General features: G+C 38.5%; 20 protein-coding genes and 1 pseudogene. 14 read left to right on the top strand and 7 right to left on the bottom strand.

The features are described from left to right. Positions 1 to 8: 8 nt before the first annotated feature. Positions 9 to 1,382 (bottom strand): NADP-specific glutamate dehydrogenase, encoded by a 1,374-nt coding sequence (gene gdhA, locus ACMGGO_RS14730; protein ID WP_004269356.1) that lies wholly within the window; start codon positions 1,380 to 1,382, stop codon positions 9 to 11. A gap of 175 nt (positions 1,383 to 1,557) precedes the next feature. On the opposite strand from gdhA, the gene ACMGGO_RS14725 reads away from it, so the two are divergent. Together ACMGGO_RS14725 and ACMGGO_RS14720 are read left to right on the top strand one after the other, a co-directional pair. After that, positions 1,558 to 2,031: a YaiI/YqxD family protein gene (locus ACMGGO_RS14725; RefSeq protein WP_004269357.1), complete on the top strand. Its 474-nt coding sequence runs from the start codon at positions 1,558 to 1,560 to the stop codon at positions 2,029 to 2,031. After that, complete coding sequence (locus tag ACMGGO_RS14720; protein ID WP_066037695.1) at positions 2,021 to 3,349, top strand: D-serine ammonia-lyase; 1,329 nt, start codon at positions 2,021 to 2,023, stop codon at positions 3,347 to 3,349. Before ACMGGO_RS14725 ends, ACMGGO_RS14720 begins: the two co-directional genes overlap by 11 nt. A gap of 284 nt (positions 3,350 to 3,633) precedes the next feature. Here the strand turns inward: ACMGGO_RS14720 and ACMGGO_RS14715 are convergent, their stop codons facing one another. Further along, positions 3,634 to 4,803: a pyridoxal-phosphate-dependent aminotransferase family protein gene (locus ACMGGO_RS14715; protein WP_066037696.1), complete on the bottom strand. Its 1,170-nt coding sequence runs from the start codon at positions 4,801 to 4,803 to the stop codon at positions 3,634 to 3,636. Between the two features lie 141 nt (positions 4,804 to 4,944). Here ACMGGO_RS14715 and ACMGGO_RS14710 point away from each other — a divergent pair, with 141 nt between their 5' ends. Together ACMGGO_RS14710 and ACMGGO_RS14705 are read left to right on the top strand one after the other, a co-directional pair. Beyond that, entirely contained in the window at positions 4,945 to 5,889 is a 945-nt protein-coding gene (locus ACMGGO_RS14710; RefSeq protein WP_420281991.1) for a DUF1835 domain-containing protein, read from the top strand. Continuing rightward, positions 5,835 to 5,993 carry a DUF3658 domain-containing protein gene (locus tag ACMGGO_RS14705; RefSeq protein ID WP_420282328.1) on the top strand — a complete coding sequence of 53 codons (159 nt, stop codon included), beginning with the start codon at positions 5,835 to 5,837 and terminating at the stop codon, positions 5,991 to 5,993. Before ACMGGO_RS14710 ends, ACMGGO_RS14705 begins: the two co-directional genes overlap by 55 nt. A gap of 28 nt (positions 5,994 to 6,021) precedes the next feature. On the opposite strand, the gene ACMGGO_RS14700 is transcribed toward ACMGGO_RS14705, so the two are convergent. Together ACMGGO_RS14700 and ACMGGO_RS14695 are read right to left on the bottom strand one after the other, a co-directional pair. Beyond that, the gene (locus ACMGGO_RS14700) at positions 6,022 to 6,519 is read right to left on the bottom strand and encodes a hypothetical protein (RefSeq protein WP_004269361.1); all 498 of its coding nucleotides are present in this window, start codon (positions 6,517 to 6,519) and stop codon (positions 6,022 to 6,024) included. Between the two features lie 350 nt (positions 6,520 to 6,869). Next, positions 6,870 to 7,496, bottom strand: coding sequence for a nitroreductase family protein (locus tag ACMGGO_RS14695; RefSeq protein WP_016992492.1), 627 nt, complete (start codon positions 7,494 to 7,496; stop codon positions 6,870 to 6,872). Positions 7,497 to 7,690: 194 nt separating this feature from the next. On the opposite strand from ACMGGO_RS14695, the gene ACMGGO_RS14690 reads away from it, so the two are divergent. Then, complete coding sequence (locus tag ACMGGO_RS14690) at positions 7,691 to 9,721, top strand: methyl-accepting chemotaxis protein (RefSeq protein ID WP_420281990.1); 2,031 nt, start codon at positions 7,691 to 7,693, stop codon at positions 9,719 to 9,721. A 36-nt stretch (positions 9,722 to 9,757) separates the two neighbouring features. Here the strand turns inward: ACMGGO_RS14690 and ACMGGO_RS14685 are convergent, their stop codons facing one another. Continuing rightward, on the bottom strand, positions 9,758 to 10,990 hold the full coding sequence (locus ACMGGO_RS14685) for a ferric reductase-like transmembrane domain-containing protein (protein ID WP_420281989.1): 1,233 nt from the start codon (positions 10,988 to 10,990) through the stop codon (positions 9,758 to 9,760). 156 nt (positions 10,991 to 11,146) lie between these two features. Here ACMGGO_RS14685 and ACMGGO_RS14680 point away from each other — a divergent pair, with 156 nt between their 5' ends. Further along, a complete protein-coding gene (locus ACMGGO_RS14680) occupies positions 11,147 to 11,635 on the top strand; it encodes a metal-dependent hydrolase (RefSeq protein WP_420281988.1) in 489 nt (162 codons plus the stop codon). Positions 11,636 to 11,676: 41 nt separating this feature from the next. Here the strand turns inward: ACMGGO_RS14680 and ACMGGO_RS14675 are convergent, their stop codons facing one another. Continuing rightward, a complete protein-coding gene (locus tag ACMGGO_RS14675) occupies positions 11,677 to 12,498 on the bottom strand; it encodes a squalene/phytoene synthase family protein (protein ID WP_081977460.1) in 822 nt (273 codons plus the stop codon). Between the two features lie 214 nt (positions 12,499 to 12,712). Here ACMGGO_RS14675 and ACMGGO_RS14670 point away from each other — a divergent pair, with 214 nt between their 5' ends. The 5 genes from ACMGGO_RS14670 (at position 12,713) to ACMGGO_RS14650 (ending at position 15,808) form a co-directional block, all read left to right on the top strand. After that, positions 12,713 to 13,447, top strand: a complete 735-nt coding sequence (locus ACMGGO_RS14670; RefSeq protein WP_420281987.1) for an SDR family NAD(P)-dependent oxidoreductase — start codon at positions 12,713 to 12,715, stop codon at positions 13,445 to 13,447. A 642-nt stretch (positions 13,448 to 14,089) separates the two neighbouring features. Beyond that, positions 14,090 to 14,926, top strand: coding sequence for a type II pantothenate kinase (gene coaW / locus ACMGGO_RS14665; RefSeq protein WP_036076313.1), 837 nt, complete (start codon positions 14,090 to 14,092; stop codon positions 14,924 to 14,926). Between the two features lie 126 nt (positions 14,927 to 15,052). Further along, the gene (locus tag ACMGGO_RS14660) at positions 15,053 to 15,277 is read left to right on the top strand and encodes a hypothetical protein (protein ID WP_004269369.1); all 225 of its coding nucleotides are present in this window, start codon (positions 15,053 to 15,055) and stop codon (positions 15,275 to 15,277) included. A 14-nt stretch (positions 15,278 to 15,291) separates the two neighbouring features. After that, positions 15,292 to 15,423: a hypothetical protein gene (locus tag ACMGGO_RS14655; RefSeq protein WP_004269370.1), complete on the top strand. Its 132-nt coding sequence runs from the start codon at positions 15,292 to 15,294 to the stop codon at positions 15,421 to 15,423. A gap of 55 nt (positions 15,424 to 15,478) precedes the next feature. Next, positions 15,479 to 15,808, top strand: a complete 330-nt coding sequence (locus tag ACMGGO_RS14650; RefSeq protein ID WP_054550802.1) for a DUF3889 domain-containing protein — start codon at positions 15,479 to 15,481, stop codon at positions 15,806 to 15,808. A 35-nt stretch (positions 15,809 to 15,843) separates the two neighbouring features. Here the strand turns inward: ACMGGO_RS14650 and ACMGGO_RS14645 are convergent, their stop codons facing one another. Continuing rightward, a complete protein-coding gene (locus tag ACMGGO_RS14645; RefSeq protein ID WP_054550803.1) occupies positions 15,844 to 16,398 on the bottom strand; it encodes a DJ-1/PfpI family protein in 555 nt (184 codons plus the stop codon). 167 nt (positions 16,399 to 16,565) lie between these two features. Here ACMGGO_RS14645 and ACMGGO_RS14640 point away from each other — a divergent pair, with 167 nt between their 5' ends. The 3 genes and pseudogenes from ACMGGO_RS14640 (at position 16,566) to ACMGGO_RS14630 (ending at position 19,273) form a co-directional block, all read left to right on the top strand. Further along, the gene (locus ACMGGO_RS14640) at positions 16,566 to 16,964 is read left to right on the top strand and encodes a MarR family winged helix-turn-helix transcriptional regulator (protein WP_004269373.1); all 399 of its coding nucleotides are present in this window, start codon (positions 16,566 to 16,568) and stop codon (positions 16,962 to 16,964) included. Between the two features lie 5 nt (positions 16,965 to 16,969). Beyond that, entirely contained in the window at positions 16,970 to 18,160 is a 1,191-nt protein-coding gene (locus ACMGGO_RS14635; RefSeq protein WP_373275171.1) for an MFS transporter, read from the top strand. A 495-nt stretch (positions 18,161 to 18,655) separates the two neighbouring features. Continuing rightward, a pseudogene (locus ACMGGO_RS14630) lies at positions 18,656 to 19,273 on the top strand (NUDIX hydrolase). Positions 19,274 to 19,492: the final 219 nt, after the last annotated feature.

Raw genomic sequence — 19,492 nt, 5'->3', positions numbered from 1 at the left:
GAAGGTTATTAATAGACGCCTTCAGTAAGCATTCCATCTGCTACTTTGATAAAGCCAGCAATGTTTGCACCAACTACTAGGTTACCTGGGAAGCCATATTTTTCTGCTGCCGCTTTGCTGTCTGTATAAATATTTTTCATAATTTGATGAAGTTTCGCATCTACTTCTTCAAATGACCAAAATACGCGACTAGAATCTTGTGCCATTTCAAGAGCAGATACCGCAACTCCACCAGCATTCGCTGCTTTTGCTGGACCAAATAATACGCCTGCCTCTAGGAATTCATTGATTGCTTCAAGGTCTGATGGCATATTAGCACCTTCACCAATTGCTTTCACACCATTCGAAATTAATGTACGAGCTGACTCACCGTTAATTTCATTTTGCGTAGCACATGGTAGGGCAATATCACAAGGAATCGTCCAAATTCCTGTACAACCTTCTGTAAAAGTAGCATTTGGTCGGTAATTAACGTAAGTTGAGATACGGTCACCTTTTACTTCTTTAATTTCTTTGATAGCATCTAAATCTAAGCCCTCTGGATCATAGATATAGCCTGAAGAGTCCGAGCAAGCAACCACTTTGGCACCATACTGTTGCGCTTTTTCAATCGCATACGTAGACACATTACCAGATCCAGAAACAACTACTGTTTTTCCTTCGAATGAGTCATTTGCATCCTTTAGCATTTCGTTCACAAAGTAAACAGTACCGTAACCAGTTGCTTCTTTACGTGCTAAAGAGCCACCGTAGCCAGGAGTCTTACCAGTTAATACACCTGATTCATTTGCTTTTGTTAAACGCTTATATTGACCCCATAAATAACCTACTTCACGAGCACCTACGCCAATATCACCAGCAGGAACATCGACATCTGGACCAATATGACGGTATAATTCAGTCATGAATGCTTGGCAGAAACGCATAATTTCTGAATCTGATTTACCTTTCGGGTCAAAGTTTGAACCACCTTTACCACCACCGATAGGTTGCCCTGTTAAAGCATTTTTAAAGATTTGCTCAAAGCCTAGGAACTTAATGATGGATTCATTTACGGAAGGATGGAAGCGAAGACCGCCTTTATATGGGCCCATGACATTGCTGTATTGTACACGATAGCCACGATTCACTTGCACTTGATTGTTATCATCTTGCCATGCTACACGGAAAGAAATAATACGATCTGGCTCCACAATACGAGATAAAATATTGGCCTTAATATATTCAGGATGTTGCGCGAATACAGGTACTAATGAGATGAAAATTTCTTCAGCTGCTTGTAAAAATTCCGCTTGATGACTATTCTGTTGTTTAAGTTGCTCAAATACGCCATCTACGTATTCTTTTGCTAATTGTTCATTGCTAACAGTTGTAATTGTCATAAATAAAACCCCCATTTAGTTGATAGATGTATCGTATATCTATTTTTCAAACTATTCAATAAAATACTTTTAAAGTTTGTGAAAAATTGAGCAAGAGAGGTTGTTTTAAAATTATATTAAAATAATTTAGTTCTAAGTGATTCATCTAATTACGAGAAAGGAATGATGCCTTATTGTGAAGGTTCTTATAGACGCTGATGCCTGTCCAGTAGTGGATTTAGCGCTATCTATATCATCTGAGTTTGAGATAGAAACTATCTTGTTTTGCGATACATCACATCGTGTTGAACGTGATAATGTAATAACAATTATTGTACCCAAAGGTCCAGATTCGGTTGATTTTACGCTAGTGAACGCGCTTTCAAAACACGATATTGTTATTACACAGGATTACGGATTAGCAGCCATGGTTTTAGCACGAGGAGGGTATCCGATTGATCAAAATGGACGAGAAATGTCTAATGAAAACATCGAACGTTTGCTCGATATGCGGCATGTTGGTCAAAAAATTAGAAGGGCAGGTGGACGAACAAAGGGACCTAAAAAAAGAACACAAGAAAACAATATTTCGTTTGAAATGAAATTTCGACAAATTTGTGAACGAGCAATTTTAGCCCATAAACTGGAGGAATCTACAGGTGAAAAATGAACATAAACACGAACTATTCGAACAATATCCGCAGTTGAACGAACTAGCAAAAAAGGCTACTGTATTGTGGGAAAATACAAATTGGATGAAAAATCCTGAAACAACGCTCTTTACTATGGCTGAAGTGGATGATGCTGAAGCAACATTACAACGTTTTTCTTCTTATTTAAAAGTAGCATTTCCAGAGCTTCTAGAAAGTGATGGTTTAATTGAATCAACGATTAAGGAAATTCCTGCAATGAAAAGTGCTATTGAACAAGCATATGGTGTGGCGATTCCCGGCCAATTGCTTTTAAAATGTGATCATGAATTACCGATCTCTGGCTCGATCAAAGCACGTGGAGGAATTTATGAGGTATTAAAACATGCAGAAAGACTAGCTTTGGCAAGTGGAAGACTTAAAGAAGTGGATGATTATGCAATTTTAGCAACAGAAGAATTTCAGTCGTTCTTCCAACAATATACGATTGCAGTAGGCTCTACGGGGAATTTAGGATTAAGTATCGGCATTATGGGCAAGAAGCTCGGCTTTAATGTCGTTGTACATATGTCGAGTGATGCCAAGGAGTGGAAAAAAGCCTTACTGCGTGAAAAGGGTGCGACAGTGATTGAATATGAAGCTGATTACAGTGTAGCTGTTGAGCAGGGGCGACAAGAAGCTGAGCAAGATCCAAAATGTCATTTTATTGATGATGAAAATTCAAAGGATTTATTTGCTGGCTATGCCGTAGCTGCCAAGCGTTTGAAGGAACAGCTAGAAAGGACGAATATTTCAGTGGATGAAGCACATCCATTGTTCGTCTATTTACCATGTGGCGTAGGTGGAGGACCAGGTGGTGTTGCCTATGGATTAAAAGAAATTTACGGTGAGCATGTGCATATTTTCTTTGCAGAACCTGTCGCTTCTCCTTGTATGACGATCGGGCTGATGACAGGCTTACATGATGCAATTAGTGTAGAAGATATTGGCCTTGACAATCGAACAGAAGCGGATGGGTTAGCCGTTGGTCGTGCCTCCAAATTTGTAGGAAAAGTGATGGAGACGTATATAAGTGGTTGCTATACTGTATCAGATGAAGAGCTGTTTACATCTCTGGGATTAGCGATGGAAAGTGAAGGTTTATTTTTAGAGCCATCTGCACACGCAGGAATGTATGGAGCCATTCGTTTATTACAACAAGGTCAATCCTATCTAGAAAAGAACGCATTAGTAAACCATCTACCACAAGCCACACATCTTGTATGGGCAACTGGCGGTAGTATGGTCCCACCTACGATGCGAGCTGCTTATTTAGCAAAGGCCAAGGAATTTAATTAAAGACGATGTGAAGCTATGTTTGGATGGAAGCTCGACCTCTATTAGTGATATCCCGCTCGAGCATGCAGTAAAGCATTCGAATAGTGAGATGACCCGCTCCAATAGGAGACCAAAGCGCTCACAAAATGTGTGGATCCGCTCAAACAGGGGTCTTAAGCTCTCAAAAAGTGAAGCAACCCGCTTAGATTAGCGTCCACAAACGCGCAACGCAATTTCAAGTTTAGTAGAAACAAAATCAAATTAAAAAACAGGTGGAGTCATTTTTCTCCACCTGTTTTTGCTGTTTAACGTTGTAGTGCTTTACGTTGTGCGACTAAGTATACTTCTTGTGCGGCAAGGACGCCTGCTCCTGGTTCGAAATCATAGGAGAAATCTTGTAGGGCAGCCTCAAGTAGGGAAACGGCTTGTAAAATGTCACTTGGGAAACAATAGCCCATATGGCCGAATCTAAAAATTTTACCCTGTAGTTGACCTAGACCGCCTGCGAAATCTAAATGATAGTGTTGCTTAAGATGCGTCAAAAATTCACCAAGATCAATTCCTTGAGGTGTTTTAATTGCTGTAATAGTTGGAGAAGCGTATTGATCTTCAGTTAATAGCTCAATGTGTAATGCTTTCATTGCATTTCGCACCATGTTTTTCATGAGGTCATGTCGGGCAACTGTTTGCGTAAAGCCACCTTCCTGTTCGATTAATTTACACACCTCATGCAGTCCATAAATCAGTGTGATAGCAGGTGTATTAGGAGTCATGCCCTTTTCCGCCCAGCTACGATAGCTTTGAAGATTTAAGTAATAAGCAGGTGTTTGATTTTCTTCAATGACTTCCCAAGCTCTTTCGCTTACGCTGACAAGAGAGAGTCCAGGTGGGAGCATCATGGCTTTTTGAGAGCCTGTCACCAGAATATCAATGCCCCAAGCATCCATTTCAGCAGGAACGCCACCAATACAGCTTACACCATCAACGATAACGAGGGCATCTGTTTCTTCACGGATCACCTGAGCTAGTTCAGCAACAGGGTTTAAAATACCTGTGGATGTTTCATTGTACGTCACAAAAACGGCTTTAATAGTTTGTAATGGCTGTAAAAATGCTCGAAGTTCTTCGGCTGTACAAGCCTGTCCCCATTCTTTTTCGAGCTTATGTACATGGAAGCCATATTGCTCACAGATTGAAACGAAATAGTCGCCAAAAGCTCCAACTGTGATGACGACAACCTCTTCACCAGCAGATACAGTATTAACAGCTGCAGCCTCAAGCGCGGCTGTCCCACCCGAAGGTAAAAGTAAGATGTCCTGTGTCGTACCGAAAACAGGCTTTACTAATTCAATTGTTTCTCGGTATAATTCTACAAATTCCTGACTACGATGACTAAAAATATCCTGATTCATCGCAAGCTGTACCTTTTTTGGAATCGGTGTTGGCCCCGGATGTCTTAAAATATTTTCATACATATTCATTTATCCCCTTTGCTAGAAATTCAAAATTTTCTAACTATAATAATAGCATATTTATGGTGCTAGCTAACTACTTTTTTGAAAAATGATGGAAGAGATTGTCATTGTGGTACAATTTTTAAAAAGGAGGCAGTGCGAATGGAAACATCCATGCATTATCCATTTATCTATTTCTTCTTCGACACAAACCAGGTGCTAGTATATAGAATTCAAGCGTTAGAGTATATCACAATAGCAGAGGTGATGAGGGAGGGGGAATGGCAGGGGTATGAGCTTGAGCCATCTGAATCTTTTACAGCATTTCATCATGAACAAAGCATACCTCAGCAGGGATGGTCTTTCTTTATGGGGCAGGAAGAGCTCTATCAGTTGGTAGAAATTATTAATGATTATATTCAACAGGTCATAACTACTACTTCAGCACAGATGGCACATATTGTTTGCTCGGAATCTGCAGCAGGCTCCTTACGAGCGACACTTGCTCCACCGAAATATGTGATCGGGTTTCCAGAGGATTTGTCGATTGGACCTTTGTGGAAACTCGATGAAAAAAGAGGACAGGCATTCCGTGATGAGTGGCTAAGAGAAAATATTAATGATGGAATGGATGATTTTGTAAACCGAAATAAATTAATGAACACAATCAGAGAGATACAGGATATTCCAAGCAACCTGCAGATTTACATTTGGTGTGGGTACAATGCAGAAGAACAGTGTGGTATTAGATTTCTACTCTATTTATTACGTGATAAAGCCAATGAAGTTGTTCTTATCAACACAGGTGAACAGCGGGCTATCAACCATCAATGGAACATGGAAATGTATGATATAAAGCGAATGTCCGCAAAGGAGCGTCTAATTTTTCAGCAACAGTGGGAAAGTTTAGCACAGACAAAGGATGTTTGTCGTCTATGGCTACATCGACAAATTGAAGCAGTTCAAGAGAACTATTATGATAATTTGATTATGTCAACGATTGAACAACTTCATAAGGAGCAATGGGGTACTGATTTTATACAAACAGGTGAATTCATCTCAGAGCTATTAACAAGAATGGATGCCCCCCAAATATCTTCTTTTTAGAATATAGAATTCGCTATTTAGTATATAGCGGGGTTTTTGAATTAAAGGGAATTCCTAAATCCATGCACCATTACTCTGTGAAATTACGTAAAAAACCTCTTTAGCCTAAGGGCATAAAGAGGTTTTAAACAATTAAGCAACGAAAGGTCTGTTCATACGCATTAAGCCGTAGATGGCAAAGAACAATCCACCTGTTATTACCATTAAGATTGTGTATAATACTGCCTTACCTGTTTCGCCACACCAGCGGTAGAATAGGCGATACGTGAAATACAGTGTAAAGCCTGCCGCTCCTAAAGAAGCCAGAATACCGATAAATGGAATAAACGAAACAATGATCAAGCCTGCATAAATAAGCGTATTTTTTAAAGCTGTTGCACGTATTGTTTCTCGAGTATCCCCACCAGCTGTCAGCAGGAAGAGACTATATACATTAATAATGGGAATCCAAGCAATATAGGCTACATCTCCAAAACCATTTGTTTTAGATGTCATAAAATAAATAAGTGCACTAATAATGTAGGCAATTAAACCAATAGCAAGAGCGGCTAGTATAAAGATAAAAAATAAACCACCCATGGCTGCATCTAAATCTGAGTAATAATAAGAATCATTATAGTCATAATTCATCAGAAAAACCTCCCTTCATATGAAAATACCTCCTAATCATAACAATCCTCAAATGTTAAAGCTACAACAATTTAGATGTAATATTTAGTAGAAATCGCACAAATGTACTAGAATGAAGTTGATTATTTAAGACTTTAATGATGATTTTTTGAGTGCCTTGTGATAAAAATGCAAAAAATATCCTTGGGAACATTATTATGCTAGTTTTTGAGAATCATTTTCCGTTTTATTAATTTCAAAAATTACGTACAAAAACATTACTATCCTATGATGGTAGATGCACAAGAAATGCCACAAAAAATAAAAATAGCCATCTTAACTACATTGTAAGATGACTATTTTCACGTGTATTAAATGAATTTGGCGATGTGCTCAAGTTCAATGCGGGAAGAATTGTAAGCAGGTGCGGCTGCCTTACCAATGGCAATTAAAATAACTGGGACGATATGGTCAGCTAATTCAAAGCGTTGAGCAAAGGCTTCTTTATTAAATCCACCCATTGGCACTGTATCATAGCCCATGTCTTTAGCTAGTAGCATGATTTGCATGGAAATTAGACCAGCATCAAATGTAACGATATTTTTTAACACTTCTTGGGGAAGTTGAGAATATAGATTGATTGAGTTGTTAATCATTAAATCTTTTGTTGCCTCATTGATATAGCCAAGATCGAAGTTCTTTGTATAGACAGCCTCGGCATTTTCGTACATCTTTGTATCACCTAAAACGGCAATAATTGCTGAGGAAGTTTCTACTTGTTCTTGGTTATTGGCAATAGCACGTAGCTCTTTTTTGACCGCTTCATCCTGAATTACTAAAAAGCGCCAAGGCTGTAGGTTACTAGACGATGGAGCAGACGTTGCTTCTACAAGTAATTCTTCTAATTGTTGCTGCGGGATTTTAAAGTTTTCATCGTATTTACGAACGGATTTACGCTCGTGCATAACTTTAGTTAAAGAACTTTTTGTCACTGTCATTATTTTGTCTCCTTCATGGTATGATGCGTTTTTTACTATACGATAAATGAATTCATTTTCCAAGTAAATTGCTCGAATTAAAGAGTCTTGAATCTAGGATTTAAAAGTTACAAAAAAAACATATTTTTGTAGGTATAATCCATTTATACTAGAGATGGAATAGAGCAATAATAATAGATATGGAGTGAAGGTGAATGAAAAAGCTATTAGGAAATTTAAATATTATGGCAAAAATCGCAATGCTTATTCCTGTCATCACTGTTTTTTTAGGTGGTATGACCTTCCTTAACTATTTGAACGTATCCAATGAACTTGAAAGCTCTATTGAAAATGAAATGTCTATACTAGCGGATGATGTTGCAGGTTCCGTTGAGAGCAAATTGCATGCACACATTCAGCTCATAAATAGTGCAAAGACAACAATAGAATCGGCTGACAGTATGATGACCAGAGAGCAATTTATTCGCTACGTACAGCAGCTATTGCCTTTCAATAAGGAAACGTATGGTATGGGATTATGGCTAGAGGAGGATGTGGCAAAAGGAGAAATTTTCGGGCCTTATGCCTATAAGGAAGAAGAAAAAATTGTCTCTACGGATGCTTATGAAGATCCTGCCTATCATTTTCACGAGCAAGAATGGTATCGCAATAGTATCCAATCTAGTAAGGTAGTTCATACTGCACCTTATTTTGATGAAGCTCTTGGGGAAATGTTTATCTCATTTGGTACACAAATTGTCAAAGATTCTAAGCCCATTGGCGTTATTACAGGGGATTATGTATTAGATTCAATTCAATCCATTGTTTCTGACGTGAAAATTCGAGAGAGTGGTTATGCATTTTTAATTGATGATAGTGGCAAAATTTTAACGCACCCTGATGTAAATAAAGTGAATAAAGAAACGATCCAGCAGTTATTGAACATGCCTGTGGAGCAGATTTCTGAGCAAAAAAAGTTAATACATACAAGCAGTCAGGGTAGTGATTTTACCTTACAATTTATGCAAATACAAGATATGCCGTGGAAGTTAGTTTTACTGGTTCCGACAACTGAGCTTTACGGCGAAATACAGGCAATGCTTCAACAGCAAATCGTGATCAGTGTCGTTCTAATTTTACTTATCGCAATTAGTATTTATTTCCTTGCTCGTTATATCCGTGGGGAAGTGAAAACAATGAATACTCATTTAGGCTATCTTGCTACAGGTGATTTAACGCAACAAATGGCCGTTCATACGAAGGACGAATTTGGTGAAATGGCGCAGTATTATAATGACTCTGTGGAAGCATTAGGTTCGATGATGCAGCGCATTGTAGCTGAAACCGAGACAGTTGCTTCTACTGCAGAGGAATTAACGGCAAGTGTGCAAGAGGTCAATAAAACTGTCACAGAAGTTGCGATTTCTATGCAAGAGGTGGCAGAAAATACGAGTTCACAACAACAGGTGAGTGGGGAGTTAGAGGGTGTAACAACACAACTAGGTGGGGATATGAAGACCGCCATGGACGATTTACATGAAGCTGTCCAACAATCACAAAAAACCTCTGAACTCGCTACTGGCGGATCACAAAAAATACATGGTTTCGTGAATGATATTGTCCACCTACATGCACAGGTTGACAGTAGTGCTAATCTGGTGAATGGCTTGAAGGAGCATTCGATTCAAATAGAGCAGATGAGTCAGCTCATTTCGGCTATTACCGACCAAACTAATTTACTATCACTTAATGCTGCCATTGAGGCAGCACGAGCAGGGGAAGCAGGGAAAGGCTTTGCCGTTGTTGCAGGAGAGGTTAAAGCACTGGCTGAACAAACTAGCCGTGCTTCGTTAGATATTGCAAAGGTTGTGCAGACGATTCAGGAACAAATGAATGACGCGGTAGAGATGATGGAGCAAAGTCGAAAAATAGCTCATCAAGGCATTGGCTCTGTTCAACAGGCAGGCATGACCTTCGATACAATTGCCAGTGCAACTGAAGGTCTCCAAAACACCATGCAAAAGACAAGCAAAACGACATCTGATGCTTTTGAAAAGTTGCAGGCAGTAACCGAAAAAGTACAGGCAATTAGCAAACAGGCACTTGCAACAAATGATCATACATTAAATGTATCGGCCATCACGGAGGAGCAGGCATCGACAATGAATGAGATGTCTGTAGCCTCTGAGCAGTTAGCACAACTTGCTCAAAATCTGCAAGAAGAAGCAACTAAATTCACGATTTAGTGCAAGGTGTACATCTAGATTTAGGTGTACACCTTTTTAAGATCTAAATGAAAAAGCTTCCCATTTTACATTTTTCTTAGGTGCAGCCGATTTGAAATGCTTGATCATTTTTTCTGGTCCACATATATAAATACTAGTTTGTGGAGAAACGGATAACTCATCAACAGAGAGTCTATTGCGCTGTGTTGTATCAATAAATGTGACAGTAAAATGGTCATTTGCTTGTGCATAATCCTCTAAAAAATCTTTGCAGATGACATTGTCTTGCCCGTGAAAAGAATAATATAAGTCAATTTTCTTATCAGGCTGCGTGTGTAAATAGGCAAGAAATGGGGTGATGCCCATACCACCTGCAATCCATAGCTGCTGTGCATTCCCGTTGCCGAAGTCAAAATGACCATAGGGGCCATCTACAGCAACCTCTGTATGAACCTGAATAAGGTTGTAGACCTGTTTGGTATGATCTCCAATAGCTTTCATTGTAAGATTGATTTGTTGTCCACACCCTCCAGAAATAGAGAAAGGATGTGGTGCTTTTTCGATACCCTCTTGAAAGACTTTCAGAAAGAGAAATTGTCCTGGTCGATAATCCAGCTGTTTTGTAAGCTTCAACTTAATTTCCAATATCTCAGGAGTCAGCCTTTGAATGGATGAAATCTGACCTTTATAGGGAAAGAACATATCCTGATACATTGTCAGCATATAAAGGGCTGACATAAATCCAATTGTAGTTGTTAATGCTGTAAAAATCCCTAAAGCTGAGGGCTGTAATAAATCATAGTGGCTAGAAAAATAAGCATGATAAATACCCAATGTATAGGGCACAAGTAATAAGCGATGAAGCCAGCGCCAATGCTCGTACTTCAGGAATTTTGAAATAAAGGCAAGAATGATTAGGAAGATAAAGCCGTATTGAGCAAGCTCGCCAAGATCTTTTGCGAATTCGTTGAGTGGTGTTTGTTGTGTTAGCTCTTCATCAGGAATCATTTTTTGTAATTGCCCGTGAATAAGAATCAATACAAGTGAAAGGATTGCTAGTAATTTATGATAAAAATAGACATGCTCAAGACCACTAAACCATCGCTCTAACATTTTTATTCGTGTAGCTAATAAGAATACAAGAAATAAACAAGTTATGGCTAAGCCACCAATGACATGACTAAGTGTGTTCAATGGATGAATCGGTGCCATCGGTTTGCTAAAATACCAAAGCAAAGCACTACCACACAAAATGATGAAAATAAAAAGTATTCCTTTATAGGCTCTCATATTTAACCTCCATCACTATGTTTATCCATAATTTAACTAGCTATACAATCAGAGTGGAAAAAGTTTCGAGCGTACGTTCGGAATGTATGTTCCCTTTTGTCTCGAATTATGTTACATTAAGAAGGAAAAATAAGAGAAAAGGAGTGGAAGTAATTTATGCAAGGGAATACCCATATCGTTGGGGGCATTACAGCAAGTCTTGCCTTTGCGCAGTTTTCAAATGATAACCCACTTGTCTTAGTTGGTGCGGGGGTTATTGGTGCATTACTTCCAGATATTTGTCATAGAGGTAGTAAAATAGGTCGAACATTTCCCCTCATCGCGAAGCTAGTGACTACAGTATTTGGACATCGTTCCTTTACACATAGTTTGTTGTTTTTAATAAGCATGATGGTTTTATTACATATGTTGATTCCCTATCGAGCGATATCTATTGGAATAATTATCGGGATGGCTAGTCATATCATACTTGATATGTGTACAAAAAAAGGGGTTAAACTATTTTTCCCTGCGACTGTCTCCATTCGTTTTCCACTTACAACGAAAACTGGTAGCAAGGTAGAAGGTGTCGTACTGATTTTGTTATCGATGCTATCCATCTATTTCAGCTATGAATTAATTGTAAGATTTATTGATGCGATATAAATAAGAAAAGCCCCAGTAATCGTTTACTGGGGCTTTTCATGTTAGTCTGCCTGTACCTCTTCAACAGTTTGCTCTACCTCAGCACGAGTCATTTTTTCTCGTCCTTCTTGCATTGCCTTTAGTGTTTTGTGCGCTAAGGCAAGTGGTAGGCGACAGAATAGCTGAATAGTACGTTTATTGATATCCTTCATATATAAATCTGCTTTGGCTAAATTTTCTTCTGCATACGCAAATAAATCCTCGCGTGTCCATCCCTCTGGTACGAAACTTACACCACGTTCATCTAAATCCTCATGCTGATTACGTAAGATGTTGACAGCCTGCAATCCACGGCCATAGCCTATTGCTAGCTCGCGATCCGTTTGAACGCCTGCACCCCATGCCCAAAGCTCAGACAGCATCGTCCCTACAAGCCCAGCCACGTAGTATGTATAATCGTCTAAATCCTCACGTGTGCGGACCTGCCAATTCGCCTTTGCCCATTTTGCCATCCCAAAAGCCATTTCACTTGTGGAAGCCTGTACAATTTTTCTGGATTCCTCAGGGCAAAATGTCAGCCAATCTGCTAAACGAAGGGATACTTCAGGTAATAGCTCTGCATAAGGTGCAAGTAATGACTGATAGGCTTCGTTATTGAAATTGTCCTTTAGTAATTCACTCGTTGCTGACAGTAATTCAAATTTTACATCATTAGAAAGTTCTTCATGGTCTTCAATTTCATCAATGGCACGCATTGCTAAATAGGCTGCAGCCACTGATATCTTTAAATCATTTTTTAAAAATGTAATAGGTATATAAAACGTGCGGCTTGTATCTTTCAAAACCTGCATCGCTTCTTTGTAAAGTCTTTTTTGCTCGTTCACTTGTATTCCTCCGTTCAAATGGTTCCACATCTATAGTATATCGTATCGTAAAAATAGGGAAAGATAAAACAGATTGTTCATATTTAGAGAGATATTCTTTGAAAACGTTTCCTAAAAGTGATATAGTTTAATAGTAAACTATTTAAACCTATACTTTCATTGTGGACGAAAGTATAAGTTAAACCACATTACAGAAGAGAGGAAGTTTAGAAAAATGGGACGTTTAGATAACAAAATTGCGATGATTACTGGTGGCGCATCTGGTATGGGTGCAGCAATGGCGAAATTGTTTGCCCAAGAGGGTGCTACGGTAATTGCAGCTGATATTAATGAAGATAACCTAGCAAAAATTTCTGAGCTTGACCATGTAGAGGGGATGAAATTAGATGTTTCCTCTGACGAAAACTGGGCAGAAGTGACGAAAGCCATTGTGGAGAAATATGGTCGCATTGATATTTTAATTAACAATGCTGGTATTTCATCCGAAAAAGGGCAAGATCAAATTACACAAGCGGATTGGTCAATCATGCATAATATCAATGCCTTTGGACCTTTCCTGGGCATTAAACATGCCTCTAACTATATGAAAGAAGCTGGGAAAGGCTCTATCGTTAATACATCCTCTTACACAGCAATTATTGGCGCTGGCTTTAATGCCTATACAGCCTCTAAAGGATCTTTACGTGCGATTGCTCGTGCAGCGGCATCCGAGCTTGGTGCTTTCAATGTTCGTGTCAATACAGTATTCCCTGGTGTCATTGAAACACCAATGACTGCTAAATTATCAGAAGCAAAAGAAGCAATGGATATGTTAGTAAGAGCAACACCAATGGGTCGCCTTGGTCAACCAGAAGAAGTAGCGAATGCTATTTTATTTTTAGCATCTGATGAAGCTTCTTACATTACAGGTGCCGAGCTTGTCATTGATGGTGGCTATTCAGCACGCTAATTAATCGTTTTAGGAAAGTGAAAGTGAAAGTGCCTGTTCAAGCAGTGCATTTTCACTTTTTTTTACATTTCAAGATTTAAATAGTGGAACGTCCGATTTGGACTCTCCCATCACTATTTCATGAACCACCCAAAGCGCCTTAATATGATAGGCATCGTGCATAGCTAATCTCTTCATTTCAAGCACTAATGAGTGCTCTCCTGGAATCTGTTTATATAAATCTTCATATTCCGCTTTAGAATATTCGTTAAATTTCAAAAACAGCATTATGCTTTAACAAAGCTTTATTTTTTTAGTAGAATGATAATAAAGCTTTAGAAATGCATTAAAATTCAGCTATCATATAGAAAAAATTTGATATTTTCCATGATTTTTTCATGAAAGTTTACGAAGTTATTGCACAATCATTTCAACAGCGTTAAAGTTTAGAAAGGGCGAAAATGTCATTACACAATTTGGGGGATTGTACTGAGCGTTTAGCTTTTGTACGAACAAATTAATTGGTCAGGATTTTGGCACACAAAACTCCTTGCAAAATCCTTCGTACCAATGAGGGCATGTACTTTAATAGTTGCCTTAATCTTCGCGTAAACTGCAATCATTATATGACAAAGTTGCGTAATAAAAACAAAGGAGAATTGTATGCCAAAGGCTATAGGTATTGATGCAGGCGGCACATTGACAAAGGTTGCTTATTTAGATCAACACAATGAACTTGTTTTAACAACCTTTCCGTCTAATGATCTGCAATCTGTAAAAAAATGGATTATCGATCATCCAGATATTGAGGATATTGGTGTTACGGGGGGACGTACAGAGCAATTACTTGATGTCATTAAAACAATGAAATCGATTCATTATATAGTGGAATTTGAAGCAACATTAAAGGGTGTCCGATTTTTACTAAATAAAGAAGGCTACTTTTTTGAGCGTAGCATGATTACCAATATCGGGACAGGCACTTCCATTCATTACATGGAGGGCAATACCCATATTCGCGTTGGCGGGACAGGCGTTGGTGGTGGGACGTTAATTGGATTGTCAGCGCTTACAACAGGGATTACAGATTACAATGAAATACGAGAAATGGCTGACAAGGGCCATCGTGAGAGCATTGATTTATTAGTTAAGGACATTTATCAGGGCATGGATACACCTATTGATGGTCATTTAACTGCAAGTAATTTTGGGAAAGTAGGCATTACCCAGTCCATGAAACATCCTGCAGAGGATATTATAGCGACGGTTCAGGGTCTAGTAGGTGAAGTTATTACCACGCTTAGCATTCAATATGCGGAAGAAAAAAAGGCTCAGCATATTGTCTATATTGGATCAACTCTCAGCAATAATGCTCATCTTGCCCGTGTGATTGCAAATTATACACGTACGAAAAAGCATACACCTGTCTTTATTAACGATCATGGTTTTTCAGGCGCTGTCGGAGCATTGCTCAACATTACAGAATATACAATTGTCTAGGGACGAAATATGAATGAACATGACTAATACATATTAGTCATGTTCATTTTTTTACAATTAGCGAAGAAACTGACCTACATAGTAACGCCTCAATTTGAACAAATTATGTGCAGGAGGTGATGTTACGTGGGGAAACGTAATAATCGAAATAACAGTAAAACCATGAATATGCGAACGCATAATCCTTTTGGTACTTACAAAAGTAAGGATCTTGATCGAAGTAATAGCAATAACAACAATCCGAATGACAACTTAAACGAAGAATTCGCAGCAGAATTTGATGCAAAAGCTAAAAATAAAAACAATAAAACGAATCATGATAAAAACCAGCAGTCCAATAAAACGAAATAACGGAGGTACAAATCATGGCAAAAAAGAGAAAAACAAGCTTTAAAAAGAAAAAGAAGGAAGATACACATAAAAAGAATGATCGTGAGGAGTACTCAGCAGAGTTTAACCAAGTCATTCATAATAACCCTCAACAGCCAAAGCAATAAAGACAAGCTGCTCCAAATCTTTTTGGAGCGCTTATTTTTTAAAGGAGTGATTCAAGTGAGGAAGTTATATTTACTTGGGATTGTGCTTGTTTGTCTTACTGTGTTCATACAAACAGCAATGGTTGCAAATGCACAACAAGAAGCACCTCCAGCCTATGCCAAATGGGGACAAATGGCCATCAAAGAGGTAAAGGCAAAATATCCTTCAGCCAAAATTATCGATTATTTGCATGAGGGTAAAGAAGTACATGGGGCGTCAACAATCGAAAAGTTTAAGCTCTGGCTCAAGCAACCCGATAAGGAATTTGGTGTCTATGTAAGAATTAGTTATCAAAGTGCAACACAAAAGGTAGAAAAAATTGAATTACAAGAAAGTACGTCATGAAAAAAAGGATGCCCAGAAAAGGCATCCTCATTCATTTAACTTTCAAGCTTTTGAATAAACGCACGCATCAAGCCTGGTAAATCAGGCCAGGCATGTCCACTTACTAAATTGCCATCTGTATGAAGATTGGCATCAATATAAGTAGCGCCAGCCACTTGCACCTCTGGCTTGCAAGCAATATAGGCTGTCAGCTCACGTCCTTTTAGCACTTCAGGAATCGTTGCGAAAATTTGTGCCGCATGACAAACGGCTGCAATCGGTTTATTCGCTTCGAAAAAGTGGGATACGAGTGTTGGCACATGCTCATTTAAACGAATGTATTCTGGCGCACGACCACCAGGAATAATCAATCCATCAAAATGGGTTGGATCAACATCAGCAAAAGAAGCATGTGCCTCTAAACCATAGGCAGGTCGCTCGATGTATGTATCGACGCCATCTACAAAATCGTGTAGTACAGTTTGTAATTTCTTAGCTGATGGTGCTGCAATTGTGACATCATAGCCTGCCTCAAGACAACGATAATAAGGATAAAAAATCTCTAAAGCCTCTACGGCATCTCCTGCAAGTATTAAAACTTTTTTCCCCACGATTCCATCTCCTTTACATTGTAAGTTTATTAACTTTTATTCGACACATGCAAAAAATTTCCTGCTGCTGGTCAAGCCATCTTGGCAAATTACTTTCTTTACAAAGAAAAAAATGAAGCGTATAGTATTTATTTAGCTAGGTAAATAATTTTAGGAGGTTGATAGTGATGAATCCAATTTTCCATGCTTTATTCCAAAAAAATCGCTATTTAACTAATTGCTTAAATGAAGTGCTGAAGCAGCATCATTTATATAGTTCTCAGTGGACCATTTTATATTGCTTACATAAAAATGGACCGATGACATTGACGCAAATTTGGAAATATTTAAATGTGGAAGCGCCAAGTATCACCAGGGCGATTACAAGGCTTGAGGCATTGGGCTGGGTACAACGATTAGATGGTGAGGATAAACGAGAAAAGATAGTGACTTTATCCACACAAGCAGAGGAGCGCCTACCAGCCATTACAGCGACTATTCGAGCGTTTGAGGAGGAAATGGTAGGTTCTTTAACTGCTGAAGAACAAGAGCAATTTCTGAAGCTATTGGAAAAAATGAAAGGTTGATGGACATGCAGCAAGAAGAGAATACACAAATATGGACGAAGCGTTTCATTAGTCTATTTTTAACGAATATCTCAGTTTTTTTTGTATTTTATGGACTTGTAACGACTTTGCCGCTTTATGCAATAGGGGAGCTACATCAGACAGATAAGGAGGCAGGGCTTCTATTGTCTGGCTTTTTATTGTCAGCTATCATTGTACGCCCGTTTTCAGGAAAACTGTTGGATGTATTTGGTAAGAAAAAACTGTTAGTCCTCTCAATCGGGGGCTATTTTATATGTACCGTCTTATATTTATTTATTCATCCATTCGGCCTTTTACTTGGTCTACGTTTTATACAAGGGATTTTCTTTAGTATTATTACAACAGCTGCAGGATCTTTAGCGGCTGATATCGTTCCAGCTAAACGAAAAGGAGCAGGCCTTGGCTATTTCACGATGTCTACAAATCTAGCTGTCGTTATTGGTCCATTTATCGGACTATTATTAATACAATATAGTACCTTTAACGTATTGTTCATCGTTATGAGTATCTGTATTCTAGCAGGAGGAATTCTAGCGTTAACGGTCAATACTGATGATTTACCGAAACCTGCACATGAAGGAAAACTAACCTTTAAATTTGATGATCTGTTTGAGCGAAAAGCGTTACCTGTTGCTGCGATTGCTAGTTTAGTAGCCTTTTCGTATGCCAGTGTTTTATCCTTTTTATCGGTCTATGCACAGCAAAAGGATTTAATGGCTGTGGCCAGTCTTTTTTATGCGGTGTTTGCTGCATCCATGTTAATTACGCGTCCGTACACAGGTAAACTTTATGATACGAAGGGACCACAATTTGTTATTATTCCCGGCATTATCTCCTTCGCCATCGGGCTCGTTATGCTCGCTTTTGTAGAGGGGCCCGTATTATTTTTGAGTGCTGCTATTTTTGTAGGTTTCGGCTATGGTGCTGTGACGACAAGCTTGCAAGCATTAGCCGTTCAATCCACAGCCATCCAGCGAAGTGGCTATGCTACAGCAACCTATTTTACGATGTTTGACCTTGGAATCGCACTAGGTTCTTATATTTTAGGAATGGTAGCCGTGCAGGCAGGCTATGCTTCAGTTTACTTGTCAGGTGCAGGCTTACTAGGGGTTGTCTTTATTATTTATCTATTACGACTTGCAAAGATGAAACCGAAAAAAATAGTGAATATATAGTAAAACAGTTGGGCCTGTCCCAACTGTTTTTATGATTATAGGCAATCATGTAGCGTGGCCGTTTTAGACCAAAATATGGTATAATAAGAGAGTAACTAGATAGAGGTTTCATGGGCGGTTGGCACAATATTAACCTATCTCATTCAACTTATGGAAGAGAAAGGAGTTGATGCCTTTGACTATTTTTGAAGCAATAATGGTTGCGATAAGTCTTTCAACACTTATTGTTTCTGTACTTGCATTGTCATTTACTTTTACACAAAAAAAGTAAACCGCCCCTGCCTCGCCAGCATGTGAGATGGTTTACTTTCATCACTTTGCAAATCGCCTTTGAAGCGATTCATCTTGTTACTAGGACCATTGGTGTTCCAGCACCAATGGTCTTATTTACTTATATACATCTTCACTAAGAATTATAACATGGATAAACGGTTTTTTTCAAATAATGTAAATTTAATTGTCATTGATTACAATAATTTTTGGGAAACAAAATATATGGAACCTAAATGGCTTGAGTGGGCAAAACAGCCACAATCAATTGCACAGGCAGGACTAACTTATTCGAAGGATATTTATGACTTGGAAAGGGTTTGAATCATTAAGAGAAATAAGCGTTGACATTATAGCACACCATACAGATATCGATAAGACAGTTATACGTGATTTATTTGCTAATGAGACGGGTTATGCGACCCCCAAAATAGATATTCGGGCGGTGGTTTTTAGGGACAATAAAATATGAATGGTTAAAGAAAAAATGGATGGTGATTGGTCATTACCAGGTGGCTGGGGCGACATCGGCTTTACACCTAGTGAAGTAGCCATCAAAGAAACGAAAGAAGAATCGGGATTTGATGTAAAAGCAATCAAACTCATAAGTGTATTTGATAAGAAGTGCCACCCTCAGCCACCATCTCTCTACCATGTCTATAAAATGTTTATCCAATGTGAAATCATTGGAGGACGTGCAGAAGAAGGCATGGAAACTAACGCTGTTGCGTTCTTAGCTGAAAATGAACGCCCTCTCTATCAATGGCTAGAAATACCGAATCACAAGTAAAATTAGCTTTTCGTCATTTAAATAATCTACATTTACCTACCTATTTTGATTGAAATCTCAAGCTGAATAATATGAATTGTATATTTGACGATTAAAGGAGAGCCGCTCAAACCAGCTCTCCATTTTTTATTGTATTCGTCGATTTTTTCGAATTTGTATTTGACATAAAGTGTGCATAAAGGAAAACACTAAGAAAATCTTAAGAATTGATGTCTGAGTTTGTTAAGATTTAATTAGTATTATATCCTTATACGAATCCTATAGGGGTGATT

It is taken from the genome of Lysinibacillus sp. BNK-21, from assembly GCF_048684915.1.
Taxonomy (GTDB): Bacteria; Bacillota; Bacilli; order Bacillales_A; family Planococcaceae; genus Lysinibacillus; species Lysinibacillus capsici.
This window is presented reverse-complemented; position numbering and strand designations above follow the sequence as displayed.

What these genes read in the sequence shown, in the direction of transcription:
- gdhA (WP_004269356.1), bottom strand. Translation starts at nt 1,382, where the DNA reads ATGACAATTACAACTGTTAGCAATGAACAATTAGCAAAAGAATACGTA.
- ACMGGO_RS14715 (WP_066037696.1), bottom strand. Translation starts at nt 4,803, where the DNA reads ATGTATGAAAATATTTTAAGACATCCGGGGCCAACACCGATTCCAAAA.
- ACMGGO_RS14710 (WP_420281991.1), top strand. Translation starts at nt 4,945, where the DNA reads ATGGAAACATCCATGCATTATCCATTTATCTATTTCTTCTTCGACACA.
- ACMGGO_RS14700 (WP_004269361.1), bottom strand. Translation starts at nt 6,519, where the DNA reads ATGAATTATGACTATAATGATTCTTATTATTACTCAGATTTAGATGCA.
- ACMGGO_RS14695 (WP_016992492.1), bottom strand. Translation starts at nt 7,496, where the DNA reads ATGACAGTGACAAAAAGTTCTTTAACTAAAGTTATGCACGAGCGTAAA.
- ACMGGO_RS14690 (WP_420281990.1), top strand. Translation starts at nt 7,691, where the DNA reads ATGAAAAAGCTATTAGGAAATTTAAATATTATGGCAAAAATCGCAATG.
- ACMGGO_RS14685 (WP_420281989.1), bottom strand. Translation starts at nt 10,990, where the DNA reads ATGAGAGCCTATAAAGGAATACTTTTTATTTTCATCATTTTGTGTGGT.
- ACMGGO_RS14680 (WP_420281988.1), top strand. Translation starts at nt 11,147, where the DNA reads ATGCAAGGGAATACCCATATCGTTGGGGGCATTACAGCAAGTCTTGCC.
- ACMGGO_RS14670 (WP_420281987.1), top strand. Translation starts at nt 12,713, where the DNA reads ATGGGACGTTTAGATAACAAAATTGCGATGATTACTGGTGGCGCATCT.
- coaW (WP_036076313.1), top strand. Translation starts at nt 14,090, where the DNA reads ATGCCAAAGGCTATAGGTATTGATGCAGGCGGCACATTGACAAAGGTT.
- ACMGGO_RS14655 (WP_004269370.1), top strand. Translation starts at nt 15,292, where the DNA reads ATGGCAAAAAAGAGAAAAACAAGCTTTAAAAAGAAAAAGAAGGAAGAT.
- ACMGGO_RS14640 (WP_004269373.1), top strand. Translation starts at nt 16,566, where the DNA reads ATGAATCCAATTTTCCATGCTTTATTCCAAAAAAATCGCTATTTAACT.
- ACMGGO_RS14635 (WP_373275171.1), top strand. Translation starts at nt 16,970, where the DNA reads ATGCAGCAAGAAGAGAATACACAAATATGGACGAAGCGTTTCATTAGT.